Source organism: Streptococcus pseudopneumoniae (assembly GCF_001074565.1).
In the GTDB taxonomy this organism is placed as follows: Bacteria; Bacillota; Bacilli; order Lactobacillales; family Streptococcaceae; genus Streptococcus; species Streptococcus pseudopneumoniae_J.
Map to the genome: position 1 here is coordinate 1 of NZ_JUQX01000018.1, position 16,150 is coordinate 16,150.

Genomic DNA, 16,150 nt, shown 5'->3' on the forward strand with positions numbered 1-16,150 from the left:
GACGGGGAAGTTGTGAAATCAAAGCCTCATGCCAAAGTCTCATGGGAGTCTCCTTTCAGCAAGGTAGAATTTTGAAGATAGCTATTTGGGTAACGTTCAAGCAACTCTCTCGTCTTAGCAATCAAGTCTTGCTTGGAAGCCTGACCAAAGCGGTAGCGATCCAGCAAGAGCATATAGTCTTTGCGCTCAGTATCTGTCGCTTTCTTTTTGAAGTAGCCCCAAATATGCTGAAAAGCATTGCAAACCTGACCTCTATGCTCTGGGATTTGACAGGCACGGTCAATCAGTTCTTGAACATGACTCACCTCCACCACTTCATTCTTGAGATATTGGCGAATCTCATTGTAAATATTGCTGGAATGGCTCAAAACGAGATATTTATTTCTAGCCCAGAGTTGCTGACATTGGGATTTTTGGTTAGTTTGTTCCATGTTTCTCCTTACTTTCTATCAGTTTCCAGGAAATATGGAAACAAAGTTGTATCTTAAAAATGAGCGAATTATGAGCGAATAAAGAGTGTTTTTTGTAGTTCCTGATTTTTCTAATAAACCTTGATTTACAAATAGTTGGAGATAGCGACGAATGGTTGTTGCACTCAAGCCTGTCAATTCTTGTGCTACTGCATTTATTATCTGGTAATGCTCTACAAGATAAGACTCTAACCCATTCGCCCCATACGACCATTCCCATTTTCAAAAGAGGGAATAATTTCTAACTCAAAATGCACAATAAACCGTTCATCTCTTAGTCTATTTCTAAATCATGTTGGCCACCTAATAAGAGATTTTCAAAAAATCGTTCCAGATATTCTGTTTTTTTCTGGAAAAGCTTCGCGTTATCAAGAACAAGAGCATCTCGAAAATACTTTGCATTTTCTTGGAAGGGTTTGTTGTCTACTTGAAATCCCATAGTTCTAAGGTACTTAATCAAAAATACGGTTATGGTTCGAGTATTTCCTTCTCCAAAAGGATGAATTTGCCAAATACCTGAAATAAAAGTCTTGATATGCTTCACTACTTCAATATCAGATTTTCCTTGATAGTCAAATTGACTTTCCTGCTGAAAATCATAGGCCAAACTATCTGCTACCGTACGAAAATCATCATAAATGACACTGTCTCCATTTAAAACAGCCTCATTTTTTGTAATGTTATAAGAGCGGTATTCTCCCAAGGGAATACCTTGTGGCAGGAGGCCAAAGAAAAGCTCTTTATGAATCAATTTCAATGTTGTTGGAGCAAATTTAAAGGCATTAGAGGACAAGAGTTCCACAATTCTCATGGCAACAAGATCTGCTTCTTTTGTGCTATCATCTATCTCTTGGTGATAAGTCGTCACTTGGTCATAAACTTCTTGATAAGTCAACTTTCCTTGAGAATTTTGCTCTGCTAGCTCTCTCATATACGGCGACGGCTCTAGATTATCTACCTTTTGTAAACCAAATCCCGTTTCCCATAAGTCTAACTTGGTCTGATAAGAGAGGCTGGGATTATCAATTTCATAAGTCGGTGTCATGGTTTTCCTTTCTAGACAAAACTTTAAGTAAAATCTTTATATTCTATTCTACCATATTAGACTAGCTAGATTTTCCTGTAAATTGTCGTTTCTTATAAAACTATCTCTTGATGTGAATAAAAGACTGTATCAGGAATTTATTACTCGGAGTCTTAGACAAGCTCATTTTTGCTTTACAATCTCCGCAATTTTTACATCATAGGCATTTTGAAGATTGAGCCAAGTTATTATCGAAATACTAGTAACCTTTGCTAACTTCCGAGCAATATCATTGCTAATTGATTCCTCACCATTCACTAATTTACCGAGCTTCATTTCAGAAATTCCTAAACGCTCTGCAAATTCTTTTTGCGTTACGTTATACTCTTTAATCAACTCCTCAACATACTGACCTGGATGAAAAGCAATCAGGTCTTTGTATTCAACAATTTTATTAGTCATAGTGATTGCTGACCTCCTCTATTTTTAGGATTTCGATTCTCATTAATTCAAGATAGGACTCTAAAGTTGATTTTGTTGTAGTGTAGAACTAAAAAAAAGGTAGATCAATTTGGTTATTAAGAATTTTTTCTACAATCTGATTATTAAGTAAAGCCACAAATATTTTTATCTGATTTCCTGATACGGTGATCTTGTTATTTTCAAATTTTGGAATATCTTCCAGAATATATTTATTACCTTCATCGCTAACATGATTTTGTAGACTATTTATTGCATCAAGTAATTTCCCACTAGTGATTTTATTTATAGTTTTGTTTCCATGCCCACTATAAAATGATAATGATTTTGATAAAGCATCATTATCAGTAACAATATTCATGATTGAATCAATATCATCTATTTGGACTTCGACTTGATCCGCTGTTAACAATAATTTATTTGAGTCACTGGTATTAAATCTATTGAGAACATTTTTAGCATACTCATTTATGTGTGCCCTAAGTTGAAATTGCTTATCAACTTTAAAAGCATCATAAATCCTAATTGAGTAAGTGTTATTATTTTTCTTAGAAATCATACATATAAAATTCGACATAGGTAATTCCAAACTATCAGAAATTTCATGTATAATCATATCAATGCCATCATTAAAGCCTACTCGTTGTTTAAATTTCAAAAATAATTTATCCTTTACTATTAATTTTTTTACATTTAATGTTGTAATCAAGATAAATTCTTCCCCATTCTCAGTATAATGATACAGAGCAAGAGTAGGTTTGAAGGGGTTCTCAGAGTCTAAATGATTAATATCATCTATACTTTTCAAACGTGAATCTGAGGCTGAATAATCAATATCAAAAAGGTCAACCAGCTTATAGTAGGGACTTTGGCTCGTTAATTCTTCAATGAAGAACCTTTTAGAATTATCAAAAATCCCTAAATCATTTATTTCTTTTAATCTTCTGTTACTTGGAAATTCTATCTTCTCTTCTATTTTTATTAACTCTTCATCTGCAGTATTTAAATACTTCCCGATAACTCTATCTTCAGTTACTTCGGCTAAAACAACTCTTTTTAACACTTTACTCATCTCCAATTTCTTCACCAACAATACCAAGATTACTATCTGTGACTGTTCCTAAATAAACAAAATTTATATTTTTACCTAATAATTTTTTTAAATCTTGTTTTTGAACAAATAGTAGTAAATCTTGATTATCTTTCTTTCCTACAACTAACGAATAACCAAAGAGCATTAGGGGAACATTAACAAATAGTTCATTTGAGTTCCAGAAAAAATAACCCAAAATTATTTGAATCAGTAAAACTCCAATAATTCCTGTTATAGGAGCTTCCGGAACCGAAATTGTCGTAACTACAGGTAATAATACTCCTAAAATGAACTCCCTGCTTCCATTATTATAAGAGTACCCTAATCGACCTTTTTCTGAGTTAATTCTCAAATATCCCCTGCTCTCTGAGATCTTACGTTTTACATAAAATAATGAACTTAGTGAGCAAAAAGAGAATATAATTAATAAAATGAAGGCTATCTTTTTTGTAGTCACTAATACTTGAACATCAGGAAAAAATTTTCCATTTGTCTCTACATATTGAACATACATAATTATAATAAGAAATAAATAGCTTAATAAAAACGATGAGATAAAGTATGCTAATTTAAACTTTTTACTAACATTATCATTAAACATTTAAACCACATCCTTTCCCCTACTCCACCTTCACCTGTCCATTCATCAGCATTGGCAAGAGCCAATCACGCAGTTGGGTAAGTTCTTGATTTTGCACATTATTGTGTAAAACTTGGGTTCTAATGCTATCAGTAATTTCCCCGAATTTTTGTATATACATTTTTTCAAATGGAATCTGGAATCCAACCATTATATCAGGCGACACCCTTTTATGACTATTTGATGTTCCTGTTGCGAATCGTGTGCAATATTCAATAAATCCTTTACTAGTTGCAACTTGGTATAAAAAATTTTTCTCAGATCGATTAAAAGTTTTCCATACAATAAACTCTGTTGATGATATTGCATTTTCTTCTAAGTTATAAACAACTCGATTAAACCATGGGTTAAGTTTTGAAACTAATAAGTCACTTTTTTCAACTATAAATTTATTACTTCTAATAGTTTCTCCAAGCTCATATGAGAAAGAACCTGAAACATCATATTCTGGTATACTATAATATTTAAATTCTTCTTTAGGAGTTTTCATTGGATTTATTGTCTCTCTACCAATTTCAAGCAATGAAGACAACTTCCCCACTCCCCACCCCTCTGGGATTTCGCGTTTGAGCTCTGGGTGATAGACCATCTTTCCGCCTGATGATTTGTAGGGTTTGCCATTCTGGTCTGGGAAATCAAACTGGACAAACCAGTAGTCATAGAGGGCCTTGCCCATGGTTTCCAACTCTTGGTTGATTTGGTTGTTGATTTGGATTTTTTTATCTAAAGCACCCAAAATATCTGTTATTTGATTTTGTTGTTGGATTGAAGGAACATTCGGTATCTTAGTGTCTCTTAAATTATCGTTATATAATCTTTTTATGGTACTTCCATTTGTGGTAATAAAAGGATTTGTTTGTAAAAAATAATAAAGAAACTGATTTGTTACCTTTGATTCATCATTTTCTATCCATACTATATTGGAATCCTGAAAATAAGAATCTTCTCCATCAAATATTACTGTTTTCCCAATTGTTCCTGCAGCAGAAATTAAAATATCACCTTTTTTAGGGTATGAATATTTTTCTTTGTATTCACGATAAATTTTTTCATCAATATAGACTGTCGGAGTACCACCAAACGTTGAGATTTTATAAAAAGGGATTCCTGAAAATTCATTTGTCTGAGATTTCAATATTCTCTTACACATTAAGATTTTTCCAATTTCCCCTAGCCTTATACTACTCATACTTCAACCCCTTCATTTGCTCTGCAATCTCCTGTTCCAATGCATGCGATTGCTGGAAGAGGTCGGTGAGTTTGTTTTGAAAGGCAGTCATCTTAGCTTCAAACTCTTCTGCTGTGATATCCACATAGTCGATTTTGATGTCAAAGTACTGGCCTGCGCTGAGAGAGTAGTTTTTCTCCTTGATGTCCTCATAAGAGACGGTGACAGAAAAGTCCTCGATGGCTTCTTTCTTGATAAAGGTCTCGACGATCTTCTGCTCTTCCTCAGGAGATAGCACAGTCTTTTGATTCTTGCCTTCCTTGACCTTGGTTCCGAGGTTTGAGGCATCGATGAGGACGACATCGCCCTTGTTTTTCTTATCGATAAAGAGGATAGAGACGTTGGTACCTGTCGTCGCAAAGATATTAGACGGCATGGAAACGACACCCGCCAGCATTTGATTGTCCACCAAATGTTGACGGATAGCCTTATCAATCCCTGACTGGGCAGTGATAAATCCTGTCGGCAGGACAACAGCTGCTTGACCATCTGGCTTCAAGGAGTAGATGATATGCTGTACAAAGAGCTCGTAAATCGCCATCTTGTCCTTGGACTTGGCTGGAACCTTTGGCACTCCTGCAAAGAAACGCTCACTGGCTTCTGGCAAGGTCTCTACTTGGTCACGCCACTCTGAAAAGTCCAGCTTAAAAGGAGGGTTGGAAACGATATAGTCCATTTTTTCAGGATGACGGTTGGCGATGATGGTATTTCCCTGTACGATATTATGGATGGAATGTTGCAGTCCATTCAAAATCAGGTTGAGACGGAGGAGATTAGACGATTTTTGCGAGATATCCTGACTATAGACAGTGGTCTTATCCACACCGATACGACTAGCCAGGTTCATGAGCAAGGTTCCAGAACCAGCTGACGGGTCATAGATCCGCACGTTTGATGGTTGGTCATTTCCCACAAGGATATCAGCGATAATCTTAGCCACAGAGTGAGGTGTATAGTACTCAGCATACTTACCACCGCCATCTTTGTTGTAGTCCTTAATCATGTACTCAAAGAGGGTAGAGAAAAAATCGAAACCTTGTGAAAAGATGGTCTCATCGAACTTCACTCGAGTAAGGAGATTGATGATAGCTTTTGCCACCTCATTACGCTTACTACTATCTAAGATGGTATCGGTAATCAGACGCTCATCAAAGAGACGAATGGCCGTATCTCCGTCTGTATGAACAGAGAAAATATCGTTATTATCAATGGCGATTTGGTTGAGGGTATTTTCAAAAGTTTCATAGAAAGTCGCCTCGTTTTGCTGACGGTGAAGCGTTTCGATCAACTGATCTGGCTTGAGCCAAGCCGTACTGGTACCGATATCCTCCAATAGCCAGTCATAGTCATCTTCACTCAAGGTCAACAAGTGCTCATAGGTATTAACTTCATCTAGGCACTTTGCCTGATATAAAAACTTATCATTTAAAAATTTTTAGAGGAAGGACTGGGTGAGGAGTTTATACTCCCCCGCTTCCCCTCCTAGTCCTGCATGGGTAAAGACGGCTTTCAAATCATCTACCAAGTCTTGGACTTGGACCTTGTACGTTTCATTCATTAGTGTTGGTATTCCTCTTCATATCCTTCAAATAGCGATTCAACCAATCTATCAAAATCTTGTTTGGCCATATTGTTAGCTGATTGGTTTTTCTTCATTTCTTTTCGGGCTTGCTCGCGAATCATTCGCTTTAGATATTCCTCATTATCTAGAACCCCTTGATTTTGACCGATTCTATAGTCTAATTTAACCTTAGAACCTTTGATAACATGGTAAATAGCAGGAAATTCACTGACCACAGTCGAGTTGGTCACATGCTTGTAGGAACGAGCTGCCATCTCATCTCCATTAAAGTTCATGGTTAAGCGTCTCATACGAGTATGATAGTCCTCCACGGACTTAAAGAGTTCTTCGTAGTCTTTTTGGGTTTCTTTGATATTTTCCATGGTGAAGCCTTCTTGGCCATGTATCAGGTGTTTTTTCATGATGCGCTGGAATTCTTCGTAGAGAGTGATCCACTCAGGATCCTTTTCATCACGTTGTTTTTTAATCCCACTTGCAACTCGACGTTTCAAATCTTCCAGGTCATTGGCTGCTAGACGAAGTTCTTCTTCTGCAATCTTGACAAAGCTAAAGCTAGTTTCAGACATAGCCAAGTTTAGAAGAGTTCTGCTTGAAAACTCATCTGGTTTGTCAATCAAGGACAAGGTTAGTAAGCGTCTGGAGAGGATATTGAGCAAGGTTGCTATCTGAACGATATCAATCTCTTGAAGCAGATGTTCATAGCCTAGTAAACGAGCGACATTGTAGTACTGCTTGATAGACTCTAGGGCCTTACGAAGGTCATTTAACTGCTTTCTATCCTTAATATCATTGATAACTTGAGAAAAGTATTCCAGATTTCCCGTCGGATAATCGATGAGAATCTGCTCGGTCTTACTTAACTCTTGGGCAATCTCATCCGCTGGAACAAAGAGAGAGCCAAAAACATCCTCGCCATTTTCTCCAGTTAGAGTAATGTCGTATTCTTGATTTAGCTCTTCTAGATAGGCGCGGTTGGTCTTGTCAAACTCCTTGGAAATATCCGCAAAGTCGATGACATAGCCAAAGAGGTAGTCCTTATAAGGACGATTGACACGGGTTAGTGTTTGTAAAAGGTTGTGAGCCTTGATCTTGCGTCCTAGATAGAGGCGCTTGAGACGAGGTGCATCAAAACCTGTCAGGAGCATAGAATAGACGATGATAAGGTCAATTTTACCTTCCTTGTAGGCGTCCACCTTGTCCTTCTTCTCTTCCTTGTCTCCCTCATCATGGAGGATGAGAGCGGAAGTCAGGGTGGTTGTTCCAGCCTTTCGTCTTTCTTCTAGTTGCTTTTCAAGCTCACGCGCCTGCTTGGACGAGTCACAGACAATCATGCCCCCGATGGTCTGGTCATCAAAGATCAAATCACGCGCTCGATTAAAATCTTCAATGATAAAATCAAGCATGGGCTCTACATAATGAGGATGAGCAAAGATATCTTCCTTGGACAGGTCGCCTCGTTGGATTTCTTCATTGATAGATCTGAGATTGTCCTTATAGGAGGTCTCGATATCCTCTCGCATCAGGCGTAGGGTAAAGCCGTCATCGATAGACTGGTTGTAGTAGTATTTGTGGATGTAATCTCCAAAGATATCTCGCGTGGTCGCATGATTTTCCTTGGTCTTGCCATCTTTCTTGTAGGTGATGAGGGGCGTTCCTGTCAAGGCAATCTTAATGGCCTTGGTATCTGCCTGATAGAGATTTGGTAGATAGGAACCTCGTTCATTATAAGAACGGTGGGCTTCATCGATAAAGTAGATATTTTGGCGATTGAGGTCATAGCCCGATCGGTCAGTCAGGTCTGAATCATCCTTAAACTTCTGGATATTAACCACAGCTACGTCATAGCCGTCTTGCTTTTGATTGAGCTCTTGAGGGTTATTGATGCGCTTGACTCTAAGACCTCGTTTGGTAAATTCCTTAAAAGCTTGGTCAGCTAGGTCTAAGCGATCCACGACAAAATAGAACTGAGGTACAATCCCTTGTTTTGAAAAATAATGAGTTAAATAGCGGATATTGAAATACGCCAAGGCAGTCTTACCAGAACCTTGTGTATGCCAAATCATGCCTTTTTTGACGCCTTTTGCGATGGTTTCTTCGATAGCACGTGTCGCGAAATACTGAGGATAGCGCATGACGTGCTTCTGCAGTTGCATCTGACCGTCCTTGCTTTCTTCTTCTACATAGACCAGACCAAAACGAAGCATAAAGAGCAAGCGTTCTTTGCTATACAAAGAAGAGAGAAAGGCATTGCAAGGTGTATCATGGTGCAAGTTTGTTGTAAACTCTGGCTGAGATTTAAGGGCAAAGCGTTTCATATCTTCTAGGACAAAGTCGATTTGGTCCTCTGTTAAGGTTGCAAAAGAACGAATAAAATCTGCTTGTCGTTCTTCTTTAAAAGCATTAAACTTGGTTTTTGAGTAGGCATTTGAACCGTAAAAGGAACCTTGTTTTTGCCGCCCTTGTCCACTGATATAAGGCAAATTATCAGAAAGGGCAATGAGCTGGGTAATATTGTTAAAACGACGGAATTTACGGTTTTCAAAACGGTATCTGGTTCTGTCCTGCTCTGACTGGATGCCTGTCTTACCATCTCGGATCGCATTGGGCTGTTTAACTTCAATATAAGAAAGGGGCAAACCATTGATAAAGATGACAATATCTGGACGGAACTCATCCTGACCATTTTGACAGGTTACTTCCAGTGCCAGATGGAAGGTGTTTGCTTCTGGGTGTTCCCAATCAATATAAATGGCATCTTCCTGACCTTGCAGACGTTTAAAGAAAGAACGTCCCAGATCATTTTGGTCTAGTTCCAACTTGATATTAGCCAGTTCTCTCTCAAAGTCATCCTCTGTCAAGTAGTTGTTAAATTTTAAAAATTGCTCCTTAAAAACAGATACGAGGATATTGGTATCTAGATCTCGTTCTACAATCTCCCTCCCATTACGGGGAAGATAGGTATAGCCCATACGCATGAGATGTAGAGTTGCTGGGATTTGTACCCTGGTTAGTTCAGAAAAATCTTTTCTCTTTGCCATAAAAACTTCCTTTTACTAGTCAGAATTGTCTTTTTTTACCAACAATACCTTTCAGACTATCTCTCCAATTTACCAAACACTTAGTTAGCTATTATTATATCATATTCCAAGCAGAAAACGCCTTCCCAATTCTACTTCCCTCTCAAAATCCATATAGTTTTTCTCCTCAAAATATGGTATAGTAGAATCATACTATCTATGAGGAGTTTACATGTCACAGGATAAGCAAATGAAAGCTGTTTCTCCCCTTCTACAGCAAGTCATCAATATCTCATCTATCGTCGGGGGAGTCGGTACCTTGATTTTCTGTATTTGGGCCTATCAGGCGGGTGTTTTACAGTCCAAGGAAACCCTATCGGCCTTTATCCAGCAAGCTGGGATTTGGGGACCACCTCTCTTTATCTTTTTACAGATCCTACAAACCGTTGTTCCGATTATTCCGGGAGCTTTGACCTCAGTGGCTGGGGTCTTTATTTACGGCCACATTATCGGAACCATCTATAACTATATCGGTATCGTGATTGGCTGTGCCATTATCTTTTACCTCGTCCGTCTCTACGGAGCTGCCTTTGTCCAGTCCGTCGTCAGCAAGCGCACCTATGACAAATACATCGGCTGGCTTGATAAGGGCAATCGCTTCGATCGTTTCTTTATCTTTATGATGATTTGGCCAGTTAGTCCAGCTGACTTTCTCTGTATGCTGGCTGCCCTGACCAAGATGACCTTCAAGCGCTATATGATTATTATCATTTTAACCAAGCCCTTTACCCTAGTGGTTTATACTTATGGTTTGACCTATATCATTGATTTCTTCTGGCAGATGTTTTGAGAATAGAAAAATCCGTTTGGTTACCCAAACGGATGCTTTTTTTATTTTGCGACGCTTTTAGCGAGGACAAAGTTCCCAAGTGTTGCGGAGCCATTTCCTGCGACCGCTGGAGTCACGATATAGTCACGCACGTCTGGTACTGGTAGATAGCCGTTGAGAAGAGCTGTGAATTTCTCACGTACACGGTCCAGCATGTGTTGCTGGGCCATGACGCCACCACCAAAGACGATCACATCTGGGCGGAAAGTCACTGTAGCATTGACCGCAGCTTGAGCGATATAGTAGGCTTGGACATCCCAGACAGAGTTGTTGAGTTCGATGTTTTCACCACGAACACCTGTACGGGCTTCGAGACTTGGACCAGCCGCAAAGCCTTCCAAACAGCCCTTGTGGAAAGGACAAACACCGTTAAATTCCTTCTCCTCGTCCATTGGGTGTTTGGCTACATAGTAGTGACCCATTTCAGGGTGACCTACACCACCGATAAACTCACCACGTTGGATGACACCTGCACCGATTCCTGTACCGATAGTGTAGTAGACCAAGTTTTCGATACGACCCCCAGCATTGTTACGGGCAACTACTTCACCGTAGGCAGAGCTGTTTACGTCTGTGGTGAAATACATGGGTACATTGAGGGCACGGCGGAGAGCTCCAAGCAAGTCTACATTTGCCCAGTTTGGTTTTGGAGTCGTTGTAATAAAGCCATAGGTTTTTGAGTTTTTGTCAATATCGATCGGACCAAATGATCCGACAGCAAGACCTGCAAGATTATCGAATTTTGAAAAGAATTCGATGGTTTTATCGATAGTCTCGATAGGAGTTGTTGTAGGAAATTGTGTTTTTTCTACAATGTTAAAATTTTCATCTCCGACAGCACAGACAAACTTTGTACCGCCTGCTTCTAAGCTTCCGTATAATTTTGTCATGATAAACCTCTTATCTTTATTTTCTCTATTATAGCATATTTTGAAGAGCTACATTTCTCTATATTTTAGATTTTCCTCTGTAAATCTTACCATCTAAGTAAAAACGAACAAACATGACATTTGTTCGTTTTGTTTTTAGATTTGATTTTCGAAGAGGACTAGGCTTTCACTTCTATGATCGCATCGCCCTTGACAACTGAACCAGTTGCAACTGGTGTCACAGAAGCGTAGTCTGCTGTGTTGGTTACGATAACCATTGTCGTATCGTCGAGACCCGCTGCAGCAATTTTAGCAGAGTCAAAAGTTCCAAGAACATCTCCAGCCTTGACTTTATCACCTTGGGCAACTTTTTTGTCAAAACCTTCGCCGTCCATAGACACTGTATCAATACCAACGTGGATCAAGATTTCAGCTCCATTAGCTGTCTTCAAACCGTAAGCATGGCCTGTGGCAAAGGCGATAGATACTTCTGCATCAGCTGGTGCGTAAACCACACCTTGGCTAGGTTTTACAGCGATTCCTTGTCCCATTGCACCACTTGAAAAGACTGGATCATCAACATTCTCAAGAGCAACCACGTCACCAACGATAGGAGTTTGGATTGTTTCATTTTGAGGAGCTACTGGAATGTTACCAGTTGTTTCTTCTTGGACCAAGCGCTCTGTCGCAACTTCAGTAGCAACCTCTTCTTCGTCCTCGTAACCAAACATGTAAGTAAGGGCAAAACCAAGAACGAATGATACAGCTACCATAAGAAGGTATTGAAGCAATTGACCGTTACCAACGTACAACATTGTACCAGGGATGATGGTGATACCATTACCAGTACCAGCAAGTCCAAGGATAGAAGCCAATCCACCACCGATAGCACCAGCAATCAATGAAAGGAAGAATGGTTTACGGAAACGCAAGTTCACCCCGAAGATAGCAGGCTCTGTAATACCGAGGAAGGCAGAAAGAGCAGCTGGGAAAGCAAGTGTTTTCAGTTTAGGATTTTTAGTTTTGACACCAACGGCAACAGTTGCAGCCCCTTGAGCTGTCATAGCTGCAGTGATAATGGCGTTGAATGGGTTGGCATGATCGGCAGCAAGCAATTGCACTTCAAGCAAGTTGAAGATGTGGTGTACACCTGATACGACAATCAATTGGTGAACCCCACCAATCAAGAAACCACCAAGACCAAATGGCAAACCAAGAATCGCTTTTGTACCGATAAGGATGTAGTTCTCAACAACATGGAAGACTGGTCCGATGACAAAGAGTCCAAGGATAGACATAACCAAAAGTGTCACAAATGGTGTCACCAAGAGATCCAAGACATCTGGAACCACCTTGCGAAGTGCTTTTTCAAACTTGGCTCCGACCACCCCGATGATGAAGGCTGGAAGAACGGAACCTTGCAAACCAACAACAGGAATAAAGCCAAAGAAGTTCATAGCTGTTACTTCACCACCTGATGCTACTGCCCAAGCGTTTGGAAGCGAACCAGAAACCAGCATCATACCAAGGACGATACCAACGGCTGGATTTCCACCGAATACACGGAAGGTTGACCATACAACCAAACCTGGCAAGATGATGAAAGCTGTATCTGTGAGGATTTGGCTGTAAATGGTAACATCTTCTGGAAGTGTCATTCCGAGAGCATTCAAGAGACCACGAACACCCATGAAGAGACCAGTTGCCACGATAACTGGGATGATTGGCACGAAAACGTCACCGAAAGTACGGATAGCACGTTGGAACCAGTTTCCTTGTTTAGCAGCCTCTGCCTTCATGTCTTCTTTAGAAGATGTTGGCAAGCCAAGTGCAACCACTTCGTCGTACATCTTGTTTACTGTACCAGTCCCAAAGATGATTTGGTATTGACCTGAGTTAAAGAAAGCTCCTTGAACTTTATCCAAGTTCTCAATCACTTCCTTATTGATTTTCCCTTCATCTTTGACCATGACACGTAGACGGGTCGCACAGTGGGCAACACTGTTGACATTTTCACGTCCGCCAAGGGCTTCGATGACCTTTTTTGCAATATCCTGATTGTTCATTTGCAAAAATCTCCTTATAAAAATTTTGTTCTTGTTTGAAAGCGATTTTATTCGCCCTACGACTATTATTTTATCATCTTTCTAAAATATGTCAAGCGTTTTGCAGAATTTTTTTATTTTCCTTCTCTTCTTTATCTCCGTTTATGATAGTTTTTGACTGAGTTCTTCTATTTACTCATAAAAATATCCTTAAATTAGAGGATTCAAAGCTTTTATTTTTCAATTTCTTTCATTTTTTCGTGAAAATTTGCCCGATTTCTTCCACTTAATTTCTGGCAATCGTTTGACATATTTTTCTCTTTTTTAACATAAAAGGCTTGCTTTTTTTGCCGAAAACGTTTACTATTAATAATAGAATAGAACTTATGGAGGAAAGATAAAATGGAATGGACAACTGAGCGTCGTTATAGACCCTATGAAGATTGGACGCAAGAAGAAATTCAACATATAAAGGAAAAGATGGCACAATCTCCATGGCATACTCATTACCATGTTGAGCCTAAAATGGGGCTTCTCAATGATCCAAATGGCTTTTCTTATTTTGATGGCAAATGGATTCTCTTTTACCAAAACTTCCCCTTTGGTGCAGCCCATGGGTTGAAGTCTTGGGTGCAGCTTGAAAGTGATGATCTAGTGCACTTTAGAGAGACTGGAGTCAAAGTTTTGCCAGATACTCCATTGGATAGCCACGGTGCTTACTCTGGTTCTGCCATGCAATTTGGCGATAACTTGTTCTTGTTTTATACTGGAAATGTCCGTGATGAAAACTGGATCCGTCACCCTTACCAGATTGGTGCTTTGATGGATAATGATGGCAAGATTACAAAGATTGACAAGATCTTGATTGACCAGCCAGCAGACTCTACTGACCACTTCCGCGACCCGCAAATTTTTAACTTTAAAGGTCAATATTATGCTATCGTCGGTGGACAGGACTTGGAGAAAAAAGGCTTCGTCCGTCTCTACAAGGCTGTGGACAATGATTATACAAACTGGCAAGCAGTTGGCGACCTTGACTTTGCTAACGACCGTACTGCCTACATGATGGAATGTCCAAATCTGGTCTTTGTAGGGGAGCACCCTGTCCTTCTCTACTGTCCACAAGGATTGGATAAGGCTGTTCTAAACTATGACAATATCTATCCAAACATGTACAAAATCGGGGCTTCCTTTGATCCTGAAAATGCCAAAATGGTAGATGTGTCTCCATTGCAAAATCTAGACTATGGTTTTGAAGCCTATGCAACGCAAGCCTTCAACGCTCCGGATGGACGTGCACTAGCAGTAAGTTGGCTTGGATTACCAGATGTTTCCTACCCATCTGACCGTTTTGACCACCAAGGAACCTTCTCATTGGTCAAAGAACTCACTATCAAAGATGGCAAACTCTACCAATATCCCGTCTCAGCCGTCAAAGAACTTCGTTCTTCTGAAGAGGTCTTCTCAAATCGTACTCAAACCAATAACACCTATGAACTCGAGCTCAACTTGGAGGCCAATAGCCAAAGCGAGATTGTCTTGCTCGCTGACAAAGAAGGCAAGGGGCTTTCAATCAACTTTGACCTTGTCAATGGACAATTGACAGTGGATCGTAGTCAGGCTGGTGAACAGTACGCCCAAGAATTTGGTACAACTCGTTCTTGTCCTATCGATAACCAAGCTACTACTGCCACTATCTTCATCGACAAGTCAGTCTTTGAAATTTTCATCAATAAAGGAGAAAAAGTATTTTCTGGTCGTGTCTTCCCACATGCGGACCAAAATGGGATCCTCATCAAGTCTGGAAACCCAACTGGAACTTACTATGAATTAGATTATGGTCGCAAAACTAACTGATGTCGCAAAACTTGCAGGCGTCAGCCCTACTACCGTCTCACGGGTCATCAATAAAAAGGGTTATCTATCTGAGAAAACCATTCAAAAGGTTAATGAAGCCATGCGAGAACTAGGCTACAAGCCCAACAATCTGGCTCGAAGTCTCCAAGGCAAATCTGCTAAGTTGATTGGACTCATTTTTCCAAACATTAGTCATGTCTTTTATGCTGAGTTGATTGACAAGTTGGAACACCAGCTCTTCAAAAATGGTTACAAGACCATCATCTGTAACAGCGAACACGATTCTGAAAAGGAAAGGGAATACATCGAAATGCTGGAGGCCAATCAGGTAGACGGTATCATTTCTGGAAGTCACAACTTGGGAATCGAAGACTACAATCGTGTGACAGCACCGATTATTTCCTTTGACCGAAACCTATCGCCAGACATCCCTGTCGTCTCCTCTGATAACTACGGTGGCGGGGTCCTCGCAGCCCAAACTCTGGTCAAGACAGGCGCCCAGTCTATCATCATGATTACAGGAAATGACAACTCGAACTCACCAACTGGGCTGCGCCATGCTGGTTTTGCCTCTGTTCTCCCGAAAGCGCCTATTATCAATGTTTCGAGTGACTTTTCTCCCGTCAGAAAAGAAATGGAAATCAAGAATATCTTGACCCATCAGAAACCAGATGCTATCTTTGCTTCAGATGATCTGACAGCCATTTTGGTTATCAAAATCGCTCAGGAACTGGGAATCTCTGTTCCTGAAGAGCTCAAAGTCATCGGCTATGACGGGACTTACTTTATTGAGAACTACTACCCTCAACTCGCGACCATCAAGCAACCCTTGGAAGAGATTGCCCACCTCACTGTTGATCTTCTCTTGCAGAAGATCGAAGGACAGGAAGTCGCGACAACTGGTTACTTCTTACCAGTCACATTATTACCAGGAAAAAGTATTTAAGTACAAAAAA

General features: G+C 40.0%; 11 protein-coding genes and 2 pseudogenes. 3 read left to right on the forward strand and 10 right to left on the reverse strand.

Translation table 11 applies throughout. The features are described from left to right. Nucleotides 1-26 precede the first annotated feature (26 nt). The 8 genes and pseudogenes from ADI74_RS01700 to ADI74_RS01735 form a co-directional block, all read right to left on the reverse strand. Nucleotides 27-431: a YbgA family protein gene (locus ADI74_RS01700; protein ID WP_049536644.1), complete on the reverse strand. Its 405-nt coding sequence runs from the start codon at nucleotides 429-431 to the stop codon at nucleotides 27-29. 313 nt (nucleotides 432-744) lie between these two features. Further along, entirely contained in the window at nucleotides 745-1,515 is a 771-nt protein-coding gene (locus ADI74_RS01705; protein WP_049536645.1) for a Fic family protein, read from the reverse strand. A 165-nt stretch (nucleotides 1,516-1,680) separates the two neighbouring features. Further along, nucleotides 1,681-1,956 (reverse strand): annotated as a pseudogene (locus ADI74_RS01710) (HigA family addiction module antitoxin); the annotation flags it as partial. An 88-nt stretch (nucleotides 1,957-2,044) separates the two neighbouring features. Next, entirely contained in the window at nucleotides 2,045-3,046 is a 1,002-nt protein-coding gene (locus ADI74_RS01715) for a hypothetical protein (protein WP_049536649.1), read from the reverse strand. Next, entirely contained in the window at nucleotides 3,039-3,668 is a 630-nt protein-coding gene (locus tag ADI74_RS01720) for a hypothetical protein (protein WP_049536651.1), read from the reverse strand. The genes ADI74_RS01715 and ADI74_RS01720 overlap by 8 nt, the downstream gene beginning before the upstream one ends. A gap of 19 nt (nucleotides 3,669-3,687) precedes the next feature. Then, nucleotides 3,688-4,896, reverse strand: a complete 1,209-nt coding sequence (locus ADI74_RS01725; RefSeq protein WP_080980330.1) for a restriction endonuclease subunit S — start codon at nucleotides 4,894-4,896, stop codon at nucleotides 3,688-3,690. Beyond that, nucleotides 4,889-6,493: pseudogene (locus ADI74_RS01730) on the reverse strand (HsdM family class I SAM-dependent methyltransferase). The gene ADI74_RS01725 and the pseudogene ADI74_RS01730 overlap by 8 nt, the downstream one beginning before the upstream one ends. Then, nucleotides 6,493-9,555: a DEAD/DEAH box helicase family protein gene (locus tag ADI74_RS01735; RefSeq protein ID WP_049536652.1), complete on the reverse strand. Its 3,063-nt coding sequence runs from the start codon at nucleotides 9,553-9,555 to the stop codon at nucleotides 6,493-6,495. The pseudogene ADI74_RS01730 and the gene ADI74_RS01735 overlap by 1 nt, the downstream one beginning before the upstream one ends. A 211-nt stretch (nucleotides 9,556-9,766) precedes the next feature. Between ADI74_RS01735 and ADI74_RS01740 the strand changes: the two genes are divergently transcribed. Then, nucleotides 9,767-10,384 carry a TVP38/TMEM64 family protein gene (locus ADI74_RS01740; protein WP_000076172.1) on the forward strand — a complete coding sequence of 206 codons (618 nt, stop codon included), beginning with the start codon at nucleotides 9,767-9,769 and terminating at the stop codon, nucleotides 10,382-10,384. 41 nt (nucleotides 10,385-10,425) lie between these two features. Here ADI74_RS01740 and scrK read toward each other — a convergent pair whose 3' ends face one another. Beyond that, nucleotides 10,426-11,313 (reverse strand): fructokinase ScrK, encoded by an 888-nt coding sequence (gene scrK / locus ADI74_RS01745; protein WP_049536653.1) that lies wholly within the window; start codon nucleotides 11,311-11,313, stop codon nucleotides 10,426-10,428. A 158-nt stretch (nucleotides 11,314-11,471) separates the two neighbouring features. After that, nucleotides 11,472-13,358 carry a sucrose-specific PTS transporter subunit IIBC gene (locus ADI74_RS01750; RefSeq protein WP_049536655.1) on the reverse strand — a complete coding sequence of 629 codons (1,887 nt, stop codon included), beginning with the start codon at nucleotides 13,356-13,358 and terminating at the stop codon, nucleotides 11,472-11,474. A gap of 381 nt (nucleotides 13,359-13,739) precedes the next feature. Here ADI74_RS01750 and ADI74_RS01755 point away from each other — a divergent pair, with 381 nt between their 5' ends. Further along, on the forward strand, nucleotides 13,740-15,194 hold the full coding sequence (locus ADI74_RS01755) for a sucrose-6-phosphate hydrolase (RefSeq protein ID WP_049536656.1): 1,455 nt from the start codon (nucleotides 13,740-13,742) through the stop codon (nucleotides 15,192-15,194). Continuing rightward, on the forward strand, nucleotides 15,175-16,140 hold the full coding sequence (locus tag ADI74_RS01760) for a LacI family DNA-binding transcriptional regulator (protein ID WP_049536657.1): 966 nt from the start codon (nucleotides 15,175-15,177) through the stop codon (nucleotides 16,138-16,140). Before ADI74_RS01755 ends, ADI74_RS01760 begins: the two co-directional genes overlap by 20 nt. The last annotated feature ends 10 nt before the right edge of the window (nucleotides 16,141-16,150 follow it).